We start from the raw sequence: 13,265 nt of genomic DNA, 5'->3' as shown, positions 1-13,265 counted from the left end.
CCTCTCCTTTTCTATTAAACTTCCAAAAGTGTTCCGACCTCTTCCACATGAACATCAAATAATTCAAGAGGATCTTTTACAGGAATCACATGATTCATCGTCCAGCTGTAGGAAGGCCTGGCGTAGATGACATCGTCGATTAAAAAGGATGCCGTCCCCGCTGTTCCCTTGACTTCAGGAAGTCTGGCGTAGAAAATCTGCCGGGTGGCAAATAACGTTAACGCCTCTGCAGTTTCCTTTGATTGAGCAATACCTTCAACCACAATTCCGAGTTCGTGTGATTTGATCTCTTTAACTGGTTCAAGAGCACCCATTACGCCATCCTTGCCAAACGTTCTAAAATTAAGGTGATATTCTTCGCCTGCAAATTCGGACTCCACTTGCTCTTTGGCGAGCTTAAGCACTTCGTCAATATGCTGAATCGTGTACGGATCCCGGACACCGGCAATGCCGATGAATTTTTCCCCCACTTTCCCCGCACCTTCCAGCTTCACCTTCGTGTCGCCTTCAATTGGTACATACCTGGACCCCGTGATTCGGCATGTCTTTTCGTCGTATTGTTCATAATGGCAATCTGTCATATCGAGCATTCCGCCTGCAAAGAATTCAAAAAACGGATTGGAACGCTCGTACATGGCATGTCCAGCCACGGAAGCAATTGTGCAGCTCTGATCCGGATGCATCGCCGTTACTTTCACATCCTCATGCGTAATGGTGCCGATGATACTTTCCTTCGCACCATATGGCTCTGCACAGAAGGACGCGCATTCTAAAACTTTTCCTAAATAGTAGGCATTCGCCTCTGAAAATCCTTCACGGATAGCGGGAGCTGCAAAGATGGCACAATCACTTGATCGTCCTCCGATAATTACATCAGCTCCCATATCAAGAGCTTTGACAAACGGATGGATGCCGGCTACCGCAACAACACGTTCCGTCCGGTCAAGGTCTTCCTGTGATAGAGAAGCGCGCCCGTCGAGTCCTTCAATATCTACATCACTAGTAAGCTGATTTTTTACATATGTCTTGTCTACCTCGGAATAAAAATAGGCGAGTTTAAATGGCGGCAAGTCGTGTTCCTTTGCCAGATCCTTAATGATCTGCACGTACATATCCACCCTGCTGTTGGCACCCGTATCACCTGAAGAACCTATAATCATGGGAACACCCTGCTCCCGTGCGGCCAGCAGCATGAGCTCCAAATCATGCTTTTGCCACTTATACATACTGACTGAGCGATCATCTCCAAGAGCTGAAGCTCCAATATCATCACTGCCGGAATCGCAGCAATAGTAATCAGGCTTAGTAGCCGCTGCAATCCGGAAGCTTTCTTCTTTAGTTGGCGCGAAGCCAAGATGGCCGTTCGGACAAAGAATTCTTAATTGTTTTTTCATAGAACCATTTCCTCCCCTTTATGTTATAACGTGTTATAACCAGTATAGGCACAGTGTACCCTCCACTTATTTTTTTGTCAATTCAGAAAATAAGATATATTTATAGAGGATATAAAAAATACCCGGCATCCACCGCAGGAACGGTTACATATGCCGGGTAATGAAAAACTTATATTTATCTCCTCGATAATAGGTTTCTTTATATTCAATAGGCGTTTTATCTTCATAAACAATGGAGGTAACACGGAACAAAGGAAACCCTTCCTGAACCTCAAGGATATTTGTCAGCGGATAGTGGGCTGCCTGCGCCTCGAAGGTCTGTTCCACGTGTGTGGGGTGCAAACCGATTTGCGGATCGAGTTTGTATAAGTCCAGCGTGGAAAAGGGTTTTTCCATCTGCAGAGCTTGTTCGGCGGCCTGCTTCATCTTTTCTCCTGCGGCAAACGGGAAGTAACTGTTATAGTAAACCACCGGGACACGATCCCCATACCCGATCAGCTCCAGCTTCCTTACTCTCTCCACTACATTAATATCCAGCAATCTTGATAATTGAAAATCACTGGTTATGATCTCTGACCCATACAATTTCGTCGAGGCAATCATCCCTTGCTGCTGCAGGGTGGATTGAAAGTCGTTAAAGGAACTGAGCTCCTGTTTAATTTTAGGATGGTTCACAAACGTTCCCACCCCATGCACCCGTTTGACAAGCCCTTCTTTTTCAGCCAGGTTGATGGCCTGCCGGACGGTAATGCGGCTTACTTTATACTGCTCGACCAACTCTCTTTCGGAAGGTATCTGGTCATCGGGCCGGAGTTCGCCTGCTTTTATTTTTTTATGGATTTCATTTTTTAACTGCTCATAAAGGGGAGCAGAATGATTTCTGTCCAGCATAAACAATCACCTTCTTCACTTGTTATGACCTATTATATCCATACGGCGTTCAGAAGAAAAGAATTAAAAATTCTGTACGTTATAGTCACTGTAATTAGGTGGATGTTATTTTCTGACACGGTATTTAGTATTATTCCTTCAGAAAGTATTTGATAATTGTAAAAACTTTGTTATACTCGATTCAAGTGTTATAACCAGTTGAATAAATGGTAATGACAATAAGTTGGAGGTGGTGTTATATGCTGGGAATTCCCGTTCCTATTCTTTATCTGATTGCTTTGCTGTTAGTTATAACTGTTCTGTTTGTATTTCTTAAGCGTCCGATGTATGAAGTCATGACAGTGGCATTTGTCTTTATCATCGCTATATCGGGCTCGTTTGGAATGTTCTGGGATGCTCTTCTTTTCCCCTCAACAAGTACGTTGTTCTATGCAATCTTTGCTTTTATGGTAGTTGCAGTCATTTTTGATTCCACAAAAGTGGTCAACAGTATAATTAAACTAATGCTCGCTCTCGTTGGAAGGTTCAGAGGTGGCGCAGGGTATGTAGCCTTGCTGGCAAGCACCTTTATGGCCTCCCTGTCCGGGACAGGCCCAGGTAACGTTGCGACAACAGGTGTATTTACCATTCCTATGATGAAACGCTCCAATTATCCCAAAGCCCTGGCTGCGACAACTGAAATGTCGGCAAGCATGCTTGGAAATATCATTCCTCCCTCAGGGATCGTCATTTTAACGTTTGGTATTTTAAACAACATATACCCAGATAAAATCTCACTAAGCAGTTGGATGGTCGCGGCCTACGGCATAGGTCTCTGGTTCTTCATCCAGCGCTGGCTGACCCTTTGGGCGCTCTGTAAGTATTACAAAGTACAACCGGTTCAAAAAGAAGAGCTTCCTACGTTTAAGAAAAGCTTCATCTCCGGCTGGCCGGCCTTGATTTTGCCGGCATTAATCTTCGTTCCGTTATTGGCGGATGCACAATTCAAAGAGTTTATCGTTGGGCGGATTGGTGAAACCGGCGCAGCCGCCTACTCCTCCTCCGTCTTAATGTTTACTCCTGCTTTGGCAGGAGCGTATGCCCTTGGGATCGGCCGAAAAGCACTTCCATCCAAGCGCATTAACTTTGATAACCTTTTTGCGATGTTCCGTTCTTCTCTCGTAAAAGTGGTTCCGATCGGCGTAACCATCTATATGGCCTATGCTATCTCACAGGTCTTTGTGGAACTGAAGATGGATTCCGTTGTCAGAGACTGGTTTGTGTCGTTTAATTTAAGTACAACCGCCCTGATCATCATCCTGCCGCTTTTCTTCATGGTACTCGGCATGGTTTTACCAGGATCAGCGCAAGTCGCCATTCTGGGCGGAGCAATGATTACAGTGTTCGGTACACTCGGCGGAAATCCGGTTTTGCTGGCAGCCATGCTGCCCGCCATGACAGGCGCGTTGGAAGGTATGACTCCTCCTCTAGCGCTTGGATTGTTTGTCGCAATGGGCATCGCCGGCTCGTCCTTTAGAGAAACCACAAAACTCGCAGTCATATGGGTTGTCCTTCATGTACTGCTCAGCATGATATTGCTGACGGGCATCTTGCCAATAATAGGTTTGTAAAAAAGGAGGCTTACTATGCTTACAAAGCTGATGGAAAAAATATATACGTGGTTAGCTTTTGCCACCATGCTAATGGGGATTGTCGCCGCAGCCATGTTTATCCTTTCATTGATCGTTGGAGGCGGATTCGGAGAAAGTGTTTCGGTATTTGCCGGTAAGTTCATGACTTGGGGAATCAGAATTGCTGCTTTGGCCATGGTGGCTGGCATCGTACAAATCTATGCCAACAAGCAGCATACGCTGACCATGAATGCAGAAAATACAGAAGAACCGGAAAAACAAGAGAAAACGGTAAATATAAAGCCGATAGGCAGAAAGGTGCTATAAAAGTGAATCAGGTCCGGCTTATTGGCATAACTGTTCATGCCGACGAGGGAAGAGACAACGACATTTATCCCGGCCATCCCCTCTTGTATGTTGAACGCGATACCATTGAATTATTAAGACGTGTCGGTCTGGAGCCTTATCTCATTCCCATCTATCGGGATGGGTCCTTGCCTTCGTTGAATTTTTTGGATGCGCTTTTATTCACAGGCGGGGGATTCCTTTCATTGCGCAAAGCCAACTCACGGCTCGCCTGTTTGCAATCCACCGGCTCCAGCCGTTATGAAGCGGATAAAAAATTAATTGAGTATGGTTTGGAACGAGGTTTGCCCATGATTGGTATTTGCAGAGGAGCACAAATGATCAATGAAGTTTTGGGAGGCACATTAGAAAATATTCCAGATGAAGGAACTGAACATCATCAGGAACGAAAGAAAGTTCCTCCTGAAGATCCTGTTCACAAGATCGAACTGCATGATGACAGCCGGTTCTATTCGCTCCTCCATCAAAAAACACTTTCTGTTAATTCGTTTCACCGCCAGCACATCAATCAGCTGGGCCGTGATTTAAAGATTTCCGCCCGATCACAGCCTGACCAGCTGATAGAAGTGTTCGAAGGCACGAATCATCCTTTTTTATTCGGGTTCCAATTCCATCCGGAAAAACTTTGGACAAAGCAGCCGATATGGATCAAATTTTTCGAAGAATTTGCCCAGGCCGCTTCAAGGACCGGCGATTATTGCATGAAGAACTAAAAAGCAGGACAGAGAAACCAGTTGTTTCTCTGTCCTGCTTTTCTATTACAATCACAACAAAAAATATCATTTCACTATTTTCTAAAACGTCACAGGTGGATATAATAGATTAGTGGGAAATACCAACTAATAACGAGTATTCGTTCAACGAAAGAGGTTAGGATTGTGAGTACTGCAGCAGTAAGAGCGACTAGAACAAGAGCATTAGTCATCAACGCACTTTTCATCGGTTTGACCTATGTGGCAACCGTGTTTATTAACATAAAGCTCCCCATCATGGGGAACGGTGGATTAATCCACCTGGGCAACGTACCGCTGTTTATCGCCGCCTTCGTGTTTGGCAGAAAAACAGGCGCCGTTGCGGGCGCCTTCGGAATGGGCTTATACGATTTGCTATCCCCTTGGACCATCTGGGCACCGTTCACCTTCGTGATTGTCGGAGCGATGGGCTATGTCGCGGGACTCATCTCTGAAAAGGTCCCCGGCAACAAAGTGCTGGTCAACACACTGGCAGTCGTCACCGCCCTTGTCATCAAAATCGTCGGCTACTATTTTGCCGAAGTCATTCTTTATCACAACTGGATCCAGCCGTTCGGCTCCATTCCAGGGAACTTCCTGCAGGTTGTGGTTGCCGGTATTATCGTGGTGCCGCTTGTAGCGAGAATTAAACAGAGATTGATATAGGATTTCGACGTAAATGAAACCCTGATGAACAATATCTTTAAAAACTGTTCATCAGGTTTTTTTTCTAAAATGGCTATATTATATTCTTTCGTTTACCTCATAAGCCGCACGTATTCCTGATTCAATGGCTCCCTCGATCCATCCATGAAAGGAAGATGTGTGTTCCCCTGCAAAATGTAATCTGCCTTCATGCTGATATATAAAGTCACCGAAATCATCTCTTTGACCTGGGGAAAACAGTGTAAAAGCACCAGCAGAGAATGGATTTTTACTCCAATTAAATGAAACAGCCTGCAAAAAATCTTTATAAACTACGTTGCCATAAACTTTTGCCAAATCCTTCAGCACATAATAAATGACATCATCCTTAGACAAGCTACTCCATAACATTGAATCATGTCCCCAGCTATAGCTGGCTAAAAGAACCGCCGGCCCCTCTCTTCCGATTCCGTGACTCGGTGTATAACTAAAGCGAGTCGTACGATCAGATACTGCATTCCCGACCTGGAGCTTCTCCCAAAAACGGTGTTTGTATTCAATCCCGACTTTTACCGCAGGAACACTTATGATTTCCCGAATGGCTTGCCACTTCTTAAAGGATATGGAATGGTACGGTTCAACGTCTATGAACTGGAATGCAGTGAAAGGAATCGTTGTAACCGCATAATCTCCTGAGAGAGTACCCCGCTCTCCCGTTACTAGATTTCTCGTTTGAAAACGAATGCTTCTATCGTCCTGTATAATCCTCTCTACTTTTTGATCATATACGATATGGGGACCAAGTTGATTGTAGAAAGAGGAAGGAAGATGGTCATTCCCCCCATCAATTTCATAAAAGACAGTATTTCCACTAAAAATCGGTAAAATAACATTAACAAAAATATCAACAAAAGATAATTCTTTAAATCCTTCGATACCAAGCATGATACTAATTAAGCGAATGGCATTCAGCGACAAAGAAGGGCCGATCGGATTATTTTTTAAATAGTCATCCATAGAGTATCTTCCAAATTTGTCTTTTAATATCTCTTGTTGTTTTGGTGAACTGCTTTTATAAAGGTCAATAAAAGGCTGGACTGCCGTTCGAAATAATTCGATCGCCGTCTTTCCTTTTTCCTCTTCTAAAACTGGAAAACCTAATATATCTGGATGTTGATCATAATATTCACGTGTAGTCCGTACGTTGTTAACAAAGATTATATCCCTCTTGGTCCTGTTTATAAACTTCGTTGTCCGGAGTTTGAAGCGACGTATGTATTCAAACACCAGAACATGTGTATCTGGGATTCGCATCGCTCCTACATCTAAATAATTCCCCTCGGTAAATGGCTTCCGAACCGTAAAAACACGTCCGCCTATCCGTTGATTCGCTTCAAGTACAGTCACTCGATGTCCTGCCTGTTTTAATAATGACGCGGTTACCAGACCTGACATCCCAGCTCCCGCGATTAGTATATCCTTTTGAGAGGCACTTTGTTTTAACCCATTTCTAATAATGGCGAGCATATCATCCGGATACTTAAGCGAAGAAAAATTCGTGGGAAATCGGCTCAAATCATTCTCCCCCTTTTTTTGATTTTATGAAAATCATTGGGAAGAAATGCAGATGGCTAAATCCGCTTGTAACGCGTATTGAGCAGAGAGTAATATTAGATAGATAGTAGTGAAAACACTAGAGCGGTACCTTTTGATGCCATTGATTCGTTTTAATTCAGCAAAGACCTGATGATCCATATATGCTTCCTTTTTATCTTAAAACAGCAAGGGCTTCCGCTGCTTTTTGCGCAAACGTCAGAGGCGGTTCAACTGATTGAAAGTGAATATAAAGGATGGTTGGTTTGGTAAACAGCCAATGATTGTGCAGCGCGCTGATGAAAATTCCTTTATTAACAAGCTGCTTTGTAAACTCCGTAATTTCTTCTTCCAAAACCACAACTTCTCCCAGGTTTAAAGCATTTCCTTCAAGATCTAGTGACTCAAATGAGAACCCGGCATGCAGCTCTCCCCTGCTTGGTCTTCCTTGAATGGTTACATGCAGATTTCTGGCTATGGAAACAGAACATATCCCGTTTTTCACCTTGGCTTTTTCATTAAATATTTTCCCATATTCGTTACAGAGACCATTGAAGTTCAGCATAGGGATAAAATCACCCTTTTTGATTTTACTTTATGCCCTGAATGATTCACACATGCTTCCTTCAAGCGTTATTTATATGACCTGCACAGTAGGCTAGTGTCATTCATATGGTGCTAAAAAGGTCTTTTTCTGAAAAGAGGTATATTTCATGAATTCGTGCTGTAGTTGTATCTGCTCCCAATTTGAAAAAGCACATAAAGGTCATACCTATCTGATCATATTGGAAGGAGCTCTTCTTCCTTTAAGCATTTTTCCCAACACCCCTCCAACCATCTTCACGTTTGTAAAGTTCCATCCTGGTTCCTGTTGTGTAGAACTTTCGTTCCCTTTACCTTCGGGTGACCAACGTCTGATCATTATAGACTGTAATGAGATTGCAGCTATCGTCACTTTTACTGGAACGTTTGGAGGTTAATAAAATGAAGCATAGCGCAAACGGATGTCTTTGCAGCTTTTTTGAAAAAGCGAAATTCGGTGATCTTTTTGTCCCCATTTTAAAAAGCCAATCGGTACCTGCTGGCTCTGTCCTTACATTTCTTTCATTTGATGAAAAAACACATTGTGTTTCCTTTAATTTCGATATAAGCGGATTAATACAGTTAGGGGTTCTTGATTGCAGTAAAATAGCAGGTGTCATTACTGGAGTAGCCCTTTCGGATTTCGCTTCAAGCAGATGGTTTTAGACCTCACTTTAAAGAATCCTATAAATCAGTTCCTGCTAGCTCAAAAAGAAGTTCTTACCTGAACTTCTTTTTTTATTTGTCACAAACACTGAGGTTGTTTCGTCTTGTAAGTGTAAAACAAAAAAGATTTATGGAGGGAACAACAATGGAAGAAAGAATTAGAATGGAAGACGTGGAGCCTGGCGCCTATCAGGCAATGTTTGCCTTAGAGAAATATATGGCCCGCACGAGCATTGACAAGAGCCTAAAAGAACTGATTAAAATCCGGGCATCCCAAATTAACGGCTGCGCATTCTGCCTGAACATGCATACAAAGGAAGCGCGCGAACTAGGTGAAACTGAACAGCGCATTTATGCATTAAATGCGTGGCGCGAAACTCCCTATTTTACGCCAGAAGAACGGGCAGTTCTTGCATTGACAGAAGCGGTCACCCTTGTCGCGGAATCTCATGTTCCAGATAATGTCTATGACGAAGCTGCACAATACTTTGATAAAAAACAACTGTCCGAAATCATTATGCAGATCGTCGTGATCAATTCATGGAACAGGCTCGCTGTTACGGCACGGAAAATGCCTGAATAAAAACAGGCTCGATGGGAATTGGTTTCGGGTTTGGCGCCGTTTAGACATCAACCATCCGAGTAAAAGTTGCTATAGAGGGTAATATACCACTATTAAACTTTTACGAGGTGATGGAAATGGCTAACATGGAACAAAAAGAAGCAGAAAAGGTAAGAGAGTTAATCAAAGACATAGACACAGCCATGCTGACCACGATAACGGAAGAAGGGCTTGTTTCCCGCCCCATGAAAACTCAAGAAGTAGAGTTTGACGGCGACCTGTGGTTTTTCACTAAAAAGGATACGAATAAATACGATGAAATTTTGCGCAATCCAGAGGTTAATGTGGCGTATGTGGATGATTCCTATCTTTCCATCCGGGGAAGAGCGGAAATCGTTGAGGACTTACACAAGAAAAAGGAATTGTGGGGCATCGCCTATGACAAAATTATGCAAACCACTTATGATGACCCCAACATTGTCTTAATCAAGATAAATGCCGAAGCCGCCGAGTATTGGGAAACCGGCAGTTTTACAAAGAGAGTAGCGTTTATGTTTAAACGGGTGACAGGACAAGATGCTGAATCGGCAGCTGTGAATGAAACGGTTGAATTGGATAAGTAGCAACAAAAAGAATGCCTGATTATGAGGCGATCCTTTTTGCTGTGTTGGGTGATATTGGCCCTGTAGAAAGGATTAGCGAATATTTACTCTGAGAAATCTTTGAGTTCTGTAAGGAGAATTAAAATAAAACACCCTCGAAATGTATTCGAGGGTGCTTTTGCATAGAAAGATAATTTAATAAGATTCCTATTAAAAACGGTCTATTTACTAGTACATTATTTAAGCACTCGACCCGCTGCAGGCCTCAAAATACTGGCACCTTTATATATTTGAACAGGTGCAAGAGAGTAGACAGGAAATTCAGCCAGTGTTTTGACAATATCATAATAATTGAATATACGATATCTAAAATCCTCACTCAATTTTATCCATGAGAAATTACCTTTGCCCATCCAAGCGCCATAAAGCTTCATACCTTGGGGATAAAGGATAGGTTGACTTAATTCGGCACCAGGACCACCAACTTTGGGAATATAGCGCCAGCCAAAGACATTGGAGTTAACAGAAGAGGACTTTATTTGCTCAAATTGCTGTTGACTAACTGGTTGTGGGTTAAACATTTCAAGATGCAAAAAAGTGTTTCCTTGAAGGCAGGCATTGGTGAAATACTTTCCTTGATAAATGTTTAGGTCTTCTATATCTGCGTAAATTTTAGGCTGACCACTTTGTTCTCTCCCACTAATAATTGGTTCAGCATTATTTTCCCAAATAACTAGAGGGAAAACTCCTTCTAGTTGGTCATGAGTACCACTAAAGCGGACGGGCACCTCAATTTGGATTAGGTTATAGCTGCCCCCAGTTAGGAAATCAACCTCCCGTAACTGAACGAATTTAATGTTAATTTCTGGTCTTAATGGTTGGAAACCCGCAGGTAAAAAGTTAGACAAGAGGTTTCCATTTGTAGTCAGAGTAAATACCATCGTTGTAACATCATTCGCAACAGCTATGGCATTTGGGTTATACTCACCCACACCGAAAAATGCAGGCATGAGATAGGATTTACTCTCTTCAAACACAAACATATTCACCCCTCCTAATTTTATGCAGTTTTATTTTTGTGGTACATCACCACACAACCTTAAAATGGGCGGTAAACACTTTATCCGGATCGTCCGTCTCTTCTACGTTGGGGATTTTAAAGCCATTTAAGACTCCGTATCCACGTGGTACATATAGAATAAAACCTAGAAGCCTTTTACCCATAGAAAGATCGTTAAAATAATTATTAATAGAATGAAGATTGCTTGTTTCATTACTGTTATTTGTATCTATTAAATCATGACCATATGGAATAGATGGTTGACCCGCATTCTCTTGATGATTATTTCCTATATAAGCTCCTGAATTTAACACTTTATCAGCATACTGAAAGGCGCTCCCATACAGAGATCCCGAGCTAATCGTTTTCAGGGATTGAGAACCATAGATGATATCTGTAATTGTTATATAAGTAGTTGTCTGCCAACTGGGCCACATCCCATTTCCATACATCATTCCTTGAATAAAGAGGTCATCTTTAACCGTTTCTGATTGTGATAATATAAACGCCTTACTCAATCTGCCATCAAGAAATGACTCTTTGTTAAAATCGTGACCTTGGGCATTCCAATCCCTGGTGTAATATTTGGTTTGAAGAGAACTTGCTAAAAAATTAGATTTAAATAGACCGTTTGTTTCATTAACAGCATTAAGGGAAAGAGCTTGCAACCACATTCTTGCCGTTTCATATCCTCTCCCTTTCTCATCGTAATCTAGAACTCCATCACGATTTTCATCAAAAGTATCCATTATTTTTTTAAAAATTGTAGAGCCAGTCAGTATATCGTTAGCTTTTGCATAACTTAGTGCAGCATTTTGTAAATCATGAAGAATTGTAGAGCGATTATAATAAAGAGTATCTGTGATTAACTCAAGGAAGTTTCCCTTATCTATTCTCCCGAGATGCCCTTTTAAAGAAGCCAATGGAGTTTTTGTTATGGTATCCCAGCCCACAACATAGTATCTTTGCTGGCCCACTCCTCTTGCCTCGGCATAACGGTATAGATCATATCTAAATAAAGGAGAATCGAATCCTATTTTGGTCTTTATATTTCTCCCCTTTATTTTAACTACAGGGGAGTATTGGACAAATTCAGTAGGCCAGTTATTTTCCTGCTGGAGTTTCAGTGCCCGATCCATATGGACCATTTTGAAACAGTATCTGGCACAAAAGAGATCTAATGCCACGCAATCCAAAGAAGTCCATATATAGCCTTCGGGTACTCGTACAGCGGTAGTATCATTATGGCTAAAATTAATCATATTGATTGCATCAACTATATGGAGCATAAAGACATGCTGGCTTTGCACTGTTCGAATAACGTCAGACTGGGTTCCAGAAAATCCATCAGTTTTTATAGCAATATATTTACCATTTTCGTCTTTGACGGGTAGGTAGGTCTTATCATCCATTTTCATAATCCATCGTGAATGCGGCAGTTTTACCTTTATACTCGGATTAGGAGTGTGGGGATTAGCATATTTTTGAGCAGAATAAAGACCAATACCAAGGTTTTTAATCGCATTGGTCATAAGATCTTGATTATGCATTTTAGGTTTAGGGATATTTACCAGAACGCAGCCAGGATAATCAATGCGATCGTGATGATTAGCTGGATCTCCACCAATGATTACTTTATGAAGTGAAATCTCATTAAAATTTCTTCCGCCAGGAACTGCTACCGTTCTATCTCTGACCTCGCCATTGTGAGTCTTGTTTAAGTCATAGACCATCAGTCGATCATCTGCTCTGCCTGGGGGGATAAACCTTCCAGCCACACTCTCTTCATACCCTTTCATAGGGTCATCCTTATGTGAAGGAGGATGATGGTGTGATAAATACTTACGAACAAAGAAAAAACCCCAGCCACCGTAGAAATCTCCACTTCTTCCTTCAATAGTGGCCTCGGTTGTAACCTTTTTTCCATAGGCAAGGGTAGATGCCTCAGCTTGTATAAAAGTACAAGTAGAAGCCTCACCAATAGCCATCTGGTAATAGTTTATGGGAAGATTATCGTGAAACCACCTCATTAATGCAGCTACGAGAGGCCATTCCGTAGTAATAGCTCCACCTGCCCCCTCACCATGCGTTTCATGATGTATGGCCGACGGATCGACTATGTTCGGTTTGAACAATAATTTTTTACCAGAAGATACTTCCTGTTGTAATACGCTGCTAAAAGATGTCTCTTTTTCCAGCCCTGCTAATGCATAATTAAGGTTGGTATAGATATAATCTATTTTTTCTACTATTTTTCCCCATGCTGAATAATCGTTTTGATTAATGAACTTTTGGAGTAAAATTGGGATTCCTCCATAAGCTCGAGTTACATCCATTCTCACACCTGAAATCGCGGATCCCTTAAAATCAACATTTTTAATTCCCAAGGGCGAGCCTACAATCGGAACTCTAGAGGTTACCATATGACTGACTTTCCCCTCCTTTTGAGCCATAATTTGAAGATGGACTAATTTTTACTTTCATCCGTCAAAAGCGTTTTACTACAAACCCTACTATTTTTGTTTTGATTTCTAAGTTCCCATATAAAATTCCCGTTAGAAAT

13 protein-coding genes are annotated in these 13,265 nt (G+C 42.0%); 7 read left to right on the top strand and 6 right to left on the bottom strand.

Features of this window, described 5'->3' with window-relative positions; all coding sequences use genetic code 11:
• Positions 1 to 14 precede the first annotated feature (14 nt).
• Positions 15 to 1,394, bottom strand: a complete 1,380-nt coding sequence (locus QYB97_RS18265) for an acyclic terpene utilization AtuA family protein (RefSeq protein WP_301167457.1) — start codon at positions 1,392 to 1,394, stop codon at positions 15 to 17.
• Between the two features lie 144 nt (positions 1,395 to 1,538).
• The gene (locus tag QYB97_RS18260; protein WP_301167456.1) at positions 1,539 to 2,285 is read right to left on the bottom strand and encodes a GntR family transcriptional regulator; all 747 of its coding nucleotides are present in this window, start codon (positions 2,283 to 2,285) and stop codon (positions 1,539 to 1,541) included.
• Positions 2,286 to 2,524: 239 nt separating this feature from the next.
• Between QYB97_RS18260 and QYB97_RS18255 the strand changes: the two genes are divergently transcribed.
• The 4 genes from QYB97_RS18255 (at position 2,525) to QYB97_RS18240 (ending at position 5,658) form a co-directional block, all read left to right on the top strand.
• On the top strand, positions 2,525 to 3,895 hold the full coding sequence (locus QYB97_RS18255; RefSeq protein WP_301167455.1) for a TRAP transporter large permease subunit: 1,371 nt from the start codon (positions 2,525 to 2,527) through the stop codon (positions 3,893 to 3,895).
• A 15-nt stretch (positions 3,896 to 3,910) separates the two neighbouring features.
• Positions 3,911 to 4,222 carry a hypothetical protein gene (locus tag QYB97_RS18250; protein ID WP_301167454.1) on the top strand — a complete coding sequence of 104 codons (312 nt, stop codon included), beginning with the start codon at positions 3,911 to 3,913 and terminating at the stop codon, positions 4,220 to 4,222.
• A 2-nt stretch (positions 4,223 to 4,224) separates the two neighbouring features.
• Positions 4,225 to 4,974, top strand: coding sequence for a gamma-glutamyl-gamma-aminobutyrate hydrolase family protein (locus QYB97_RS18245; protein ID WP_301167453.1), 750 nt, complete (start codon positions 4,225 to 4,227; stop codon positions 4,972 to 4,974).
• 162 nt (positions 4,975 to 5,136) lie between these two features.
• Entirely contained in the window at positions 5,137 to 5,658 is a 522-nt protein-coding gene (locus tag QYB97_RS18240) for an ECF transporter S component (protein ID WP_301167512.1), read from the top strand.
• Positions 5,659 to 5,736: 78 nt separating this feature from the next.
• Here QYB97_RS18240 and QYB97_RS18235 read toward each other — a convergent pair whose 3' ends face one another.
• Together QYB97_RS18235 and QYB97_RS18230 are read right to left on the bottom strand one after the other, a co-directional pair.
• Entirely contained in the window at positions 5,737 to 7,212 is a 1,476-nt protein-coding gene (locus QYB97_RS18235; protein ID WP_301167452.1) for a flavin monoamine oxidase family protein, read from the bottom strand.
• Between the two features lie 193 nt (positions 7,213 to 7,405).
• Positions 7,406 to 7,795, bottom strand: coding sequence for a DUF1259 domain-containing protein (locus tag QYB97_RS18230; protein WP_301167451.1), 390 nt, complete (start codon positions 7,793 to 7,795; stop codon positions 7,406 to 7,408).
• Positions 7,796 to 8,214: 419 nt separating this feature from the next.
• Here QYB97_RS18230 and QYB97_RS18225 point away from each other — a divergent pair, with 419 nt between their 5' ends.
• From QYB97_RS18225 to QYB97_RS18215, 3 genes are all read left to right on the top strand, one after another.
• Positions 8,215 to 8,478, top strand: a complete 264-nt coding sequence (locus QYB97_RS18225) for a hypothetical protein (RefSeq protein ID WP_301167450.1) — start codon at positions 8,215 to 8,217, stop codon at positions 8,476 to 8,478.
• 145 nt (positions 8,479 to 8,623) lie between these two features.
• A complete protein-coding gene (locus QYB97_RS18220) occupies positions 8,624 to 9,061 on the top strand; it encodes a carboxymuconolactone decarboxylase family protein (protein ID WP_301167449.1) in 438 nt (145 codons plus the stop codon).
• Between the two features lie 116 nt (positions 9,062 to 9,177).
• Entirely contained in the window at positions 9,178 to 9,663 is a 486-nt protein-coding gene (locus tag QYB97_RS18215; RefSeq protein WP_301167448.1) for a pyridoxamine 5'-phosphate oxidase family protein, read from the top strand.
• Positions 9,664 to 9,878: 215 nt separating this feature from the next.
• Here QYB97_RS18215 and QYB97_RS18210 read toward each other — a convergent pair whose 3' ends face one another.
• Entirely contained in the window at positions 9,879 to 10,685 is an 807-nt protein-coding gene (locus QYB97_RS18210; RefSeq protein ID WP_301167447.1) for an acetoacetate decarboxylase family protein, read from the bottom strand.
• Between the two features lie 43 nt (positions 10,686 to 10,728).
• Positions 10,729 to 13,125 (bottom strand): DUF362 domain-containing protein, encoded by a 2,397-nt coding sequence (locus QYB97_RS18205; RefSeq protein ID WP_301167446.1) that lies wholly within the window; start codon positions 13,123 to 13,125, stop codon positions 10,729 to 10,731.
• Positions 13,126 to 13,265 lie beyond the last annotated feature (140 nt).

This window comes from Fictibacillus fluitans, from assembly GCF_030418125.1.
In the GTDB taxonomy this organism is placed as follows: Bacteria; Bacillota; Bacilli; order Bacillales; family Fictibacillaceae; genus Fictibacillus_C; species Fictibacillus_C fluitans.
The sequence above is the reverse complement of the archived record's forward strand: the minus strand, read 5'-3'. Positions and strand labels throughout refer to the sequence as shown.

Bases quoted from the DNA above. Each gene is read 5' to 3' on its own strand.
- QYB97_RS18265 (WP_301167457.1), bottom strand. From the start codon at position 1,394: ATGAAAAAACAATTAAGAATTCTTTGTCCGAACGGCCATCTTGGCTTC.
- QYB97_RS18260 (WP_301167456.1), bottom strand. From the start codon at position 2,285: ATGCTGGACAGAAATCATTCTGCTCCCCTTTATGAGCAGTTAAAAAAT.
- QYB97_RS18255 (WP_301167455.1), top strand. From the start codon at position 2,525: ATGCTGGGAATTCCCGTTCCTATTCTTTATCTGATTGCTTTGCTGTTA.
- QYB97_RS18250 (WP_301167454.1), top strand. From the start codon at position 3,911: ATGCTTACAAAGCTGATGGAAAAAATATATACGTGGTTAGCTTTTGCC.
- QYB97_RS18230 (WP_301167451.1), bottom strand. From the start codon at position 7,795: ATGCTGAACTTCAATGGTCTCTGTAACGAATATGGGAAAATATTTAAT.
- QYB97_RS18225 (WP_301167450.1), top strand. From the start codon at position 8,215: ATGAAGCATAGCGCAAACGGATGTCTTTGCAGCTTTTTTGAAAAAGCG.
- QYB97_RS18220 (WP_301167449.1), top strand. From the start codon at position 8,624: ATGGAAGAAAGAATTAGAATGGAAGACGTGGAGCCTGGCGCCTATCAG.
- QYB97_RS18215 (WP_301167448.1), top strand. From the start codon at position 9,178: ATGGCTAACATGGAACAAAAAGAAGCAGAAAAGGTAAGAGAGTTAATC.
- QYB97_RS18210 (WP_301167447.1), bottom strand. From the start codon at position 10,685: ATGTTTGTGTTTGAAGAGAGTAAATCCTATCTCATGCCTGCATTTTTC.
- QYB97_RS18205 (WP_301167446.1), bottom strand. From the start codon at position 13,125: ATGGTAACCTCTAGAGTTCCGATTGTAGGCTCGCCCTTGGGAATTAAA.